The following is a 6,437-nucleotide window of genomic DNA, read 5'->3' as shown; positions in this document are numbered from 1 at the left end:
GAGCTGCCTTGGGCGGCGCGGGTGCAGGGCGCGGGCCGGGCGGCGGCGCTTCCTTCTTCTTTTCCTCGGACGGGGCCGGCGCTGGGCCGCCCTGCACCGCCTGCGCGAGCAGCATCGGCGCGGACGCGCTCTCGGCCGCCGCGGGATGACCGATCAGCGACCCGAGCGTCAGCGCCGTGGTCGCGAGCAGTGCAACATTTAGCTTCGTCATCAAACAGACCCTCAATGGAGCAGGCGGATGTCGCGCGACGCAGTCGAACGGTGATCCGCCGTGTTCCGATGAACGACAAGGCGTGAGGCTCAATTGTGGCAACTGGGTTCAGCCGAAGAGAAATAATTCCGCCGCGTTCGAGGCTCGAACGCGGCGGTATTCATCAGGAGTTCAGGACGGGGATAAGCAGTACGGCGACAGATGACTGGTTGGTACACAGCGTACTAACACGCACGCGGTGACGTCCTGACGATCAGCGAGGGCCGACCTCACGCCACGCCAGGATTGGGAGCGCCGGGACCGGGAGGCGATCGCACGGGCAGTTCGTCCGGCATCTGTCCAGGGAGTTCATCCGGCTGCGGTGGCGGCCCCGGCTCGGTGATCGGCGGCGGGATATCCGGATTAGGATTGCCCGGCGGCTGCTCCAGCGGCGGCTCGGTCGGCGTACCGGGCGTGCTCGGCGGCACCTCCGGCGGAGGCGTCGCGGGTCCGGGATTGTTCGGGACTTCCTGAGGCTCGCCGGGCGCCATCTAGATCGCCACCTTAGCGTTCTCGCCGAGATCGGGCCGGCCGCCGGTCGCAGCCGCCACCATCATCTTGGCGTAGCTCACCAGGGTGCCGGGCGAATCCCAGTACTCGGCCTCCTCGGGCGTCACCTTCAACACGCGGATGTTCGGATCATCCGGGCTGTCCCACCACGCCTTGGCCTCGGTGCCGAACAGCTCCTTGATCTTGGCGCGATCGTTGCTAATCGCCGCGTAGCCGGTGACCGAGACGTACTTCTGGGCACTGGCGTTGGCGAAGCCGAGATTGACGTGGTGATCCTGCGCGATCTCCTCATCCTTGTGGCGGCGGACGTCGGTGAGGAAATAAATCGCGCCTTCTTCGGGCCTCACATAGGCGGCCATCGGACGCGAGCGGATCTTTTCGCCGTCGCGCGTCGCCAGCATTGCGAAGGTGATCTTCTTCATCAGATCCCAGGCGTGCTGCGCATTGCCCTCGTTATCGGTGGTTGCGGCCATGTTTCATCTCCCTGTGCGTCAGCCGCGATAACGATCGCTTTGCAGCGATGTTCCGGGGAGGTGAACGCGCCACTCCCGTCATTGCGAGCGAAGCGAAGCAATCCAGCGCCGCGCCGTGGAGCGCTGGATTGCTTCGTCGCTGCGCTCCTCGCAATGACGGAGTGAAAGTAGTGAGCAAAAGAAAACGGCCGGGCGTAGGCCCGGCCGTCGTGACAAATGGATGATTGCGTAGCTCAGATCTGGCGTTCGACCAGCTTCAGCTTGAGATTGGCGATCGCTTCCGACGGGTTGAGACCCTTCGGGCACGCCTTGGCGCAGTTCATGATGGTGTGGCAGCGATAGATCCGGAACGGATCTTCGAGGTTGTCTAGGCGCTCGCCGGTGGCCTCATCCCGGCTGTCTTCGACCCAGCGGGTCGCCTGCAGCAGCGCGGCCGGGCCGAGGAAGCGGTCCGAGTTCCACCAGTAGCTCGGGCACGAGGTCGAGCAGCAGGCGCACAGGATGCACTCGTACAGGCCGTCGAGCTTCTCGCGGTCGGAGTGGCTCTGACGCCATTCCTTCTGCGGGGTCGGCGTCACGGTCTGCAGCCAGGGCTGGATCGAGGCGTACTGCGCGTAGAAGTTGGTCAGGTCGGGAACCAGATCCTTCACCACCGGCTGATGAGGCAGCGGGTTGATCTTCACCGCGTCGTCGCGAACGTCGTCCATCGCCTTGGTGCAGGCCAGCGTGTTCTCGCCGTCGATGTTCATCGCGCACGAGCCGCACACGCCTTCGCGGCAGGAGCGGCGGAAGGTCAGGGTCGGATCGATGTTGTTCTTGATCCAGATCAGGCCGTCGAGAACCATCGGGCCGCAGTCGTGCTTGTCGACGTAGTACGTGTCGACGCTCGGGTTCTTGCCGTCGTCCGGATTCCAGCGATAGACGCGGAATTCACGAACCTCGGTCGCGCCTTCCGGCTTCGGCCAGGTCTTGCCGCCGACAATCTTCGAATTCTTCGGAAGTGCGAATTCAACCATCTCGTTGCCTCTGGCTCTGCGCGTCATTGCCGGGCTTGACCCGGCAATCCACCTTCTTGCGAAGATGATGGATGCCCGGGTCAAGCCCGGGCATGACAGTTCGTTCTCTGGCGATTAATACACCCGCGGCTTCGGCGGAATGTACTGAACGTCGTTGGTCATCGTGTAGTCGTGCACCGGCCGGTAATCGATCGTCACGTCGCCCTTGTCACCGATCCAGGCCAGCGTGTGTTTCATCCAGTTGGCGTCGTCGCGATCCGGGAAGTCTTCGCGGGCGTGAGCGCCGCGGCTCTCGGTGCGGTTGGCGGCCGAGTTCATCGTCACCACCGCCTGGACGATCAGGTTGTCGAATTCCAGGGTCTCGACGAGATCCGAATTCCACACCAGCGAGCGATCCGACACGCCGACATCGCCGACGCTACCATAGACGTTGGCGATCAGTTCCTTGCCCTCGGCGAGGACTTCGCCGGTACGGAACACCGCGCAGTTGTTCTGCATCACGTGCTGCATCCGCTCGCGCAGCTTGGCGGTCGGGGTGCCGCCCTTGGCGTAGCGATACTTGTCGAGGCGGCCGAGCGACATGTCGGCGGAGTTCGCCGGCAGCTCGGGCTGCTTGCCGTTCGGCACCAGCTTCTCGGCGCAGCGCAGCGCCGCGGCGCGGCCGAACACCACGAGGTCGATCAGCGAGTTGGAGCCGAGGCGGTTGGCGCCGTGCACCGACACGCAGGCGGCTTCGCCGATCGCCATCAGGCCTGGCACCACCGCGTTGTCGTCGCCGTCCTTCTTGGTGACGACTTCGCCGTGGAAGTTGGTCGGGATGCCGCCCATGTTGTAGTGCACGGTCGGCAGGATCGGAATCGGCTCGCGGGTGACGTCGACCCCGGCGAAGATCCGCGCCGATTCCGAAATGCCCGGCAGCCGTTCGTGCAGCACTTCCGGCGCCAGATGGTCGAGGTGCAGGAAGATGTGGTCCTTCTTCTTGCCGACGCCGCGACCTTCGCGCATTTCGATCGTCATCGCGCGCGAAACCACGTCGCGCGAGGCGAGATCCTTGGCCGACGGCGCGTAGCGTTCCATGAAGCGCTCGCCTTCGGAGTTGACCAGATAGCCGCCCTCACCGCGGGCGCCTTCGGTCACCAGACAGCCCGAACCGTAGATGCCGGTCGGGTGGAACTGAACGAACTCCATGTCCTGCAGCGGCAGGCCGGCGCGCAGCGCCATCGCGCCGCCGTCGCCGGTGCAGGTGTGCGCCGACGTGCAGGAGGCGTAGGCGCGGCCGTAGCCGCCGGTCGCCAGAATGGTGGTCTGGGCCTTGAAGCGATGGATGGTGCCGTCGTCGAGCTTCAGCGCCACGACGCCGCGGCAGCAGCCCTGATCGTCCATGATCAGGTCGATGGCGAAGAACTCGATGTAGAACTCGGCCGAATGGCGCAACGCCTGACCGTACATCGTGTGCAGCATGGCGTGGCCGGTGCGGTCGGCGGCCGCGCAGGTGCGCTGCGCCTGGCTCTTGCCGAACTCGGTGGTCATGCCGCCGAAAGGACGCTGATAGATCTTGCCTTCCTCGGTGCGCGAGAACGGCACGCCCCAATGCTCGAGCTCGTACACCGCTTCCGGCGCGTTGCGGACCATGTACTCGATCGAGTCCTGATCGCCGAGCCAGTCCGACCCCTTCACGGTGTCGTACATGTGCCAGCGCCAGTCGTCCTTGTGCATGTTGCCGAGCGAGGCCGAGATGCCGCCCTGCGCCGCCACGGTGTGGGAGCGGGTCGGGAACACCTTGGTGATGCAGGCGGTGCGGAGGCCCGCTTCGCTGCAGCCGACCACCGCGCGCAGGCCCGCGCCGCCGGCGCCGACCACCACGACGTCATAGGTGTGGTCCTCGATCGGATAGGCGTAGCCGCCCGCCGCCGGGGCGCCGTTGACGTTCGCCGCCATGCCTTAAACTCCGGATGCCATTTTGAAAATCGCAAAGATCGCGGCCAGAGCCACGGCGATCGAGAAGAAGTTGTTGGCCATGATGGTGACCAACTTGAGCTTTTCGTTCTGGACGTAGTCTTCGATCACCACCTGCATGCCGATCTTCATGTGGATCGCCGATGCGATGATGAACAGGATCATGATCAGCGAAATCAGCGGCGAGCCGAGGATCTGCGCGGCGGCCGCCTGGTTGCGGCCGAGCAGCATCATGATCACCACGATGGTCGGCAGGATCAGCAGCGTCATGGCGACGCCGGTGATGCGCTGACGCCAGAAGTCCGAGGTTCCGGAACCGGCCGGGCCGAATTTGCGGACCTTGCCGATCGGGGTGCGCATCGAGGACGGCGTGCGCGCGCCGTGTGCGTCGCCGCTCATCGGGCCACCCCCATCGAATAGGCAATCACCCAGAGCAGAACGGTCAGCACAATGCCGCCGATCAGCGCCGCCCAGGTCAGCCATTCGCGGTCGGCGGTCTTGAAGCCGTAGCCGAGGTCCCAGACGAAATGGCGGACGCCGCTGAGCATGTGGTGCATCAGCGACCAGGTGTAGCCGAACACGATCAACCGGCCGATCCAGGAGCCGGTAAAGGCCTGGACGTTGGCGTAGGCGGTCGGGCCGGCGGCGCAGGCGATCAGCCACCACGCCAGCAACAAGGTTCCAGAATACAGGGCAATGCCGGTGGCACGATGGACGATGGACATCGTCATCGTCAGGCTCCAGCGGTAGGCCTGCATGTGAGGCGAAAGCGGTCGTTCGATCCTGGCGGTCATCGGCTCAATCGGTTGGCGGCGAGCGGACAGGGCCCCGGGGAGAGGCTCGCGAAGGTGCCTCTATTTACGGAGCTCATTGATTGAGCGCAACGATGAAATGACATCCACAGAATTTCAGTTCATTTTTTGAAGTCGCGTCGATGCAAGGCCCTGGCAGCGTTCCCTCGGTGGCGGGGTGCTCCGAGCGCTGAAGGTCGATTCACAACCCGGGAGCCGGCACCGAGTTGCGGCCGCGAGGCGGCGGCTGCAGCTCGGTGCAAACTGGACGAATTCTGATCGGCAGCCAGCGCGCCCGCTTTCGCGACCCGCCGCCGCATGCGACAGTTTGGCCATCATCGCCGGGATTTCCCTGTCCCGCAGCACCGCGTTCAGTCTGCATGAGCCACGATCATCATCACCATCACGGCCCCGGTGCCGCGCACGGCGGCGGCGGTCACAGCCACGCGCCGAAGGATTTCGGCCGCGCCTTTGCGATCGGTATCACCCTGAACCTGGTGTTCGTGGTTGCCGAAGCGGCATTCGGTTACTTCAGCAACTCGATGGCACTGATTGCCGACGCCGGCCACAATCTGTCCGATGTCGCCGGACTGGTGGTGGCATGGATCGCGGCCGGGCTGGCGAAGCGTCCGCCGTCGGCGCGTTACACCTATGGGCTACGCGGCTCCTCGATTCTCGCGGCGCTGTTCAACGCCGTCTTCCTACTGCTCGCAGTCGGCGCGATCGGCTGGGAAGCGGTGGTGCGTCTGTTCACGCCCGAGCCAGTCGCAGGTATCACCGTGATGGTGGTGGCCGGCATCGGCATCGTCATCAATGCCGTCACCGTCTGGCTGTTCGCGTCGGGCCGGCACACCGACCTCAACATCCGCGGCGCTTACTTGCACATGGCGGCCGATGCGGCGGTGTCGGCGGCCGTGGTGGTGGCCGGCGTGATCATCCTGTTCACCGGCTGGTACTGGATCGATCCGGCCGTCAGCCTGCTGGTCGCGGTGGTGATCGTGTGGGGGACGTGGGGCCTGTTGCGCGACTCCACCGCGCTGTCGCTCGCCGCGGTGCCGCGCGGCATCGACCCGACGGCAGTTCGAGCGTTCCTGTCGAAATTGCCCGGCGTCACGCAAGTGCACGACCTGCACATCTGGGGGATGTCGACCACCGAAGTCGCGCTGACCTGCCATCTGGTGATGCCCGGCGGCTCGCCGGGCGATCCGTTCCTGGTCGACCTCGCCCACGAGCTGCAGCACGATTTCGGCATCGCGCACACCACCGTGCAGATCGAAACGGACCCCAACACCGTGTGCGCCCTGGCGCCGGATCACGTGGTGTAGGTGATCGTCGTGGACTGGCCGCGCTTCGTGCTAAGCGCACGCGACCTGTAGGACGAGCCGCACGCGGCCCCCCTCCCCCTGGGGGAGGGTCGGCCGAGCGAAGCGGAGGCCGGGGT

The 6,437-nt window shown here is 65.2% G+C and carries 7 protein-coding genes and 1 pseudogene; 1 reads left to right on the top strand and 7 read right to left on the bottom strand.

Annotated elements, in window-relative coordinates; all coding sequences use genetic code 11:
• The 7 genes and pseudogenes from VRZ08_RS24965 to sdhC form a co-directional block, all read right to left on the bottom strand.
• A pseudogene (locus VRZ08_RS24965) lies at positions 1–211 on the bottom strand (OmpA family protein); the annotation flags it as partial.
• 269 nt (positions 212–480) lie between these two features.
• Positions 481–741, bottom strand: a complete 261-nt coding sequence (locus tag VRZ08_RS24960) for a hypothetical protein (protein ID WP_414534243.1) — start codon at positions 739–741, stop codon at positions 481–483.
• Positions 742–1,233 (bottom strand): pyridoxamine 5'-phosphate oxidase family protein, encoded by a 492-nt coding sequence (locus VRZ08_RS24955; protein WP_414534242.1) that lies wholly within the window; start codon positions 1,231–1,233, stop codon positions 742–744.
• Positions 1,234–1,466: 233 nt separating this feature from the next.
• Complete coding sequence (locus VRZ08_RS24950) at positions 1,467–2,249, bottom strand: succinate dehydrogenase iron-sulfur subunit (protein WP_011155784.1); 783 nt, start codon at positions 2,247–2,249, stop codon at positions 1,467–1,469.
• A gap of 114 nt (positions 2,250–2,363) precedes the next feature.
• On the bottom strand, positions 2,364–4,187 hold the full coding sequence (gene sdhA / locus VRZ08_RS24945) for a succinate dehydrogenase flavoprotein subunit (RefSeq protein WP_264053892.1): 1,824 nt from the start codon (positions 4,185–4,187) through the stop codon (positions 2,364–2,366).
• 3 nt (positions 4,188–4,190) lie between these two features.
• Positions 4,191–4,604, bottom strand: coding sequence for a succinate dehydrogenase, hydrophobic membrane anchor protein (gene sdhD / locus VRZ08_RS24940; RefSeq protein ID WP_107342467.1), 414 nt, complete (start codon positions 4,602–4,604; stop codon positions 4,191–4,193).
• Positions 4,601–4,999 carry a succinate dehydrogenase, cytochrome b556 subunit gene (gene sdhC / locus VRZ08_RS24935; RefSeq protein WP_011155787.1) on the bottom strand — a complete coding sequence of 133 codons (399 nt, stop codon included), beginning with the start codon at positions 4,997–4,999 and terminating at the stop codon, positions 4,601–4,603. The genes sdhD and sdhC overlap by 4 nt, the downstream gene beginning before the upstream one ends.
• Positions 5,000–5,376: 377 nt before the next feature.
• On the opposite strand from sdhC, the gene VRZ08_RS24930 reads away from it, so the two are divergent.
• Entirely contained in the window at positions 5,377–6,321 is a 945-nt protein-coding gene (locus VRZ08_RS24930; protein WP_414534240.1) for a cation diffusion facilitator family transporter, read from the top strand.
• The last annotated feature ends 116 nt before the right edge of the window (positions 6,322–6,437 follow it).

Source organism: Rhodopseudomonas sp. G2_2311 (assembly GCF_047501505.1).
Classification (GTDB): domain Bacteria; phylum Pseudomonadota; class Alphaproteobacteria; order Rhizobiales; family Xanthobacteraceae; genus Rhodopseudomonas; species Rhodopseudomonas palustris_H.
Note: the sequence above shows the minus strand (reverse complement) of the source record. Positions and strands in the feature narration are given on the sequence as shown.

Bases quoted from the DNA above. Each gene is read 5' to 3' on its own strand.
- VRZ08_RS24960 (WP_414534243.1), bottom strand. From the start codon at position 741: ATGGCGCCCGGCGAGCCTCAGGAAGTCCCGAACAATCCCGGACCCGCG.
- VRZ08_RS24955 (WP_414534242.1), bottom strand. From the start codon at position 1,233: ATGGCCGCAACCACCGATAACGAGGGCAATGCGCAGCACGCCTGGGAT.
- VRZ08_RS24950 (WP_011155784.1), bottom strand. From the start codon at position 2,249: ATGGTTGAATTCGCACTTCCGAAGAATTCGAAGATTGTCGGCGGCAAG.
- sdhA (WP_264053892.1), bottom strand. From the start codon at position 4,187: ATGGCGGCGAACGTCAACGGCGCCCCGGCGGCGGGCGGCTACGCCTAT.
- sdhD (WP_107342467.1), bottom strand. From the start codon at position 4,604: ATGAGCGGCGACGCACACGGCGCGCGCACGCCGTCCTCGATGCGCACC.
- sdhC (WP_011155787.1), bottom strand. From the start codon at position 4,999: ATGACCGCCAGGATCGAACGACCGCTTTCGCCTCACATGCAGGCCTAC.
- VRZ08_RS24930 (WP_414534240.1), top strand. From the start codon at position 5,377: ATGAGCCACGATCATCATCACCATCACGGCCCCGGTGCCGCGCACGGC.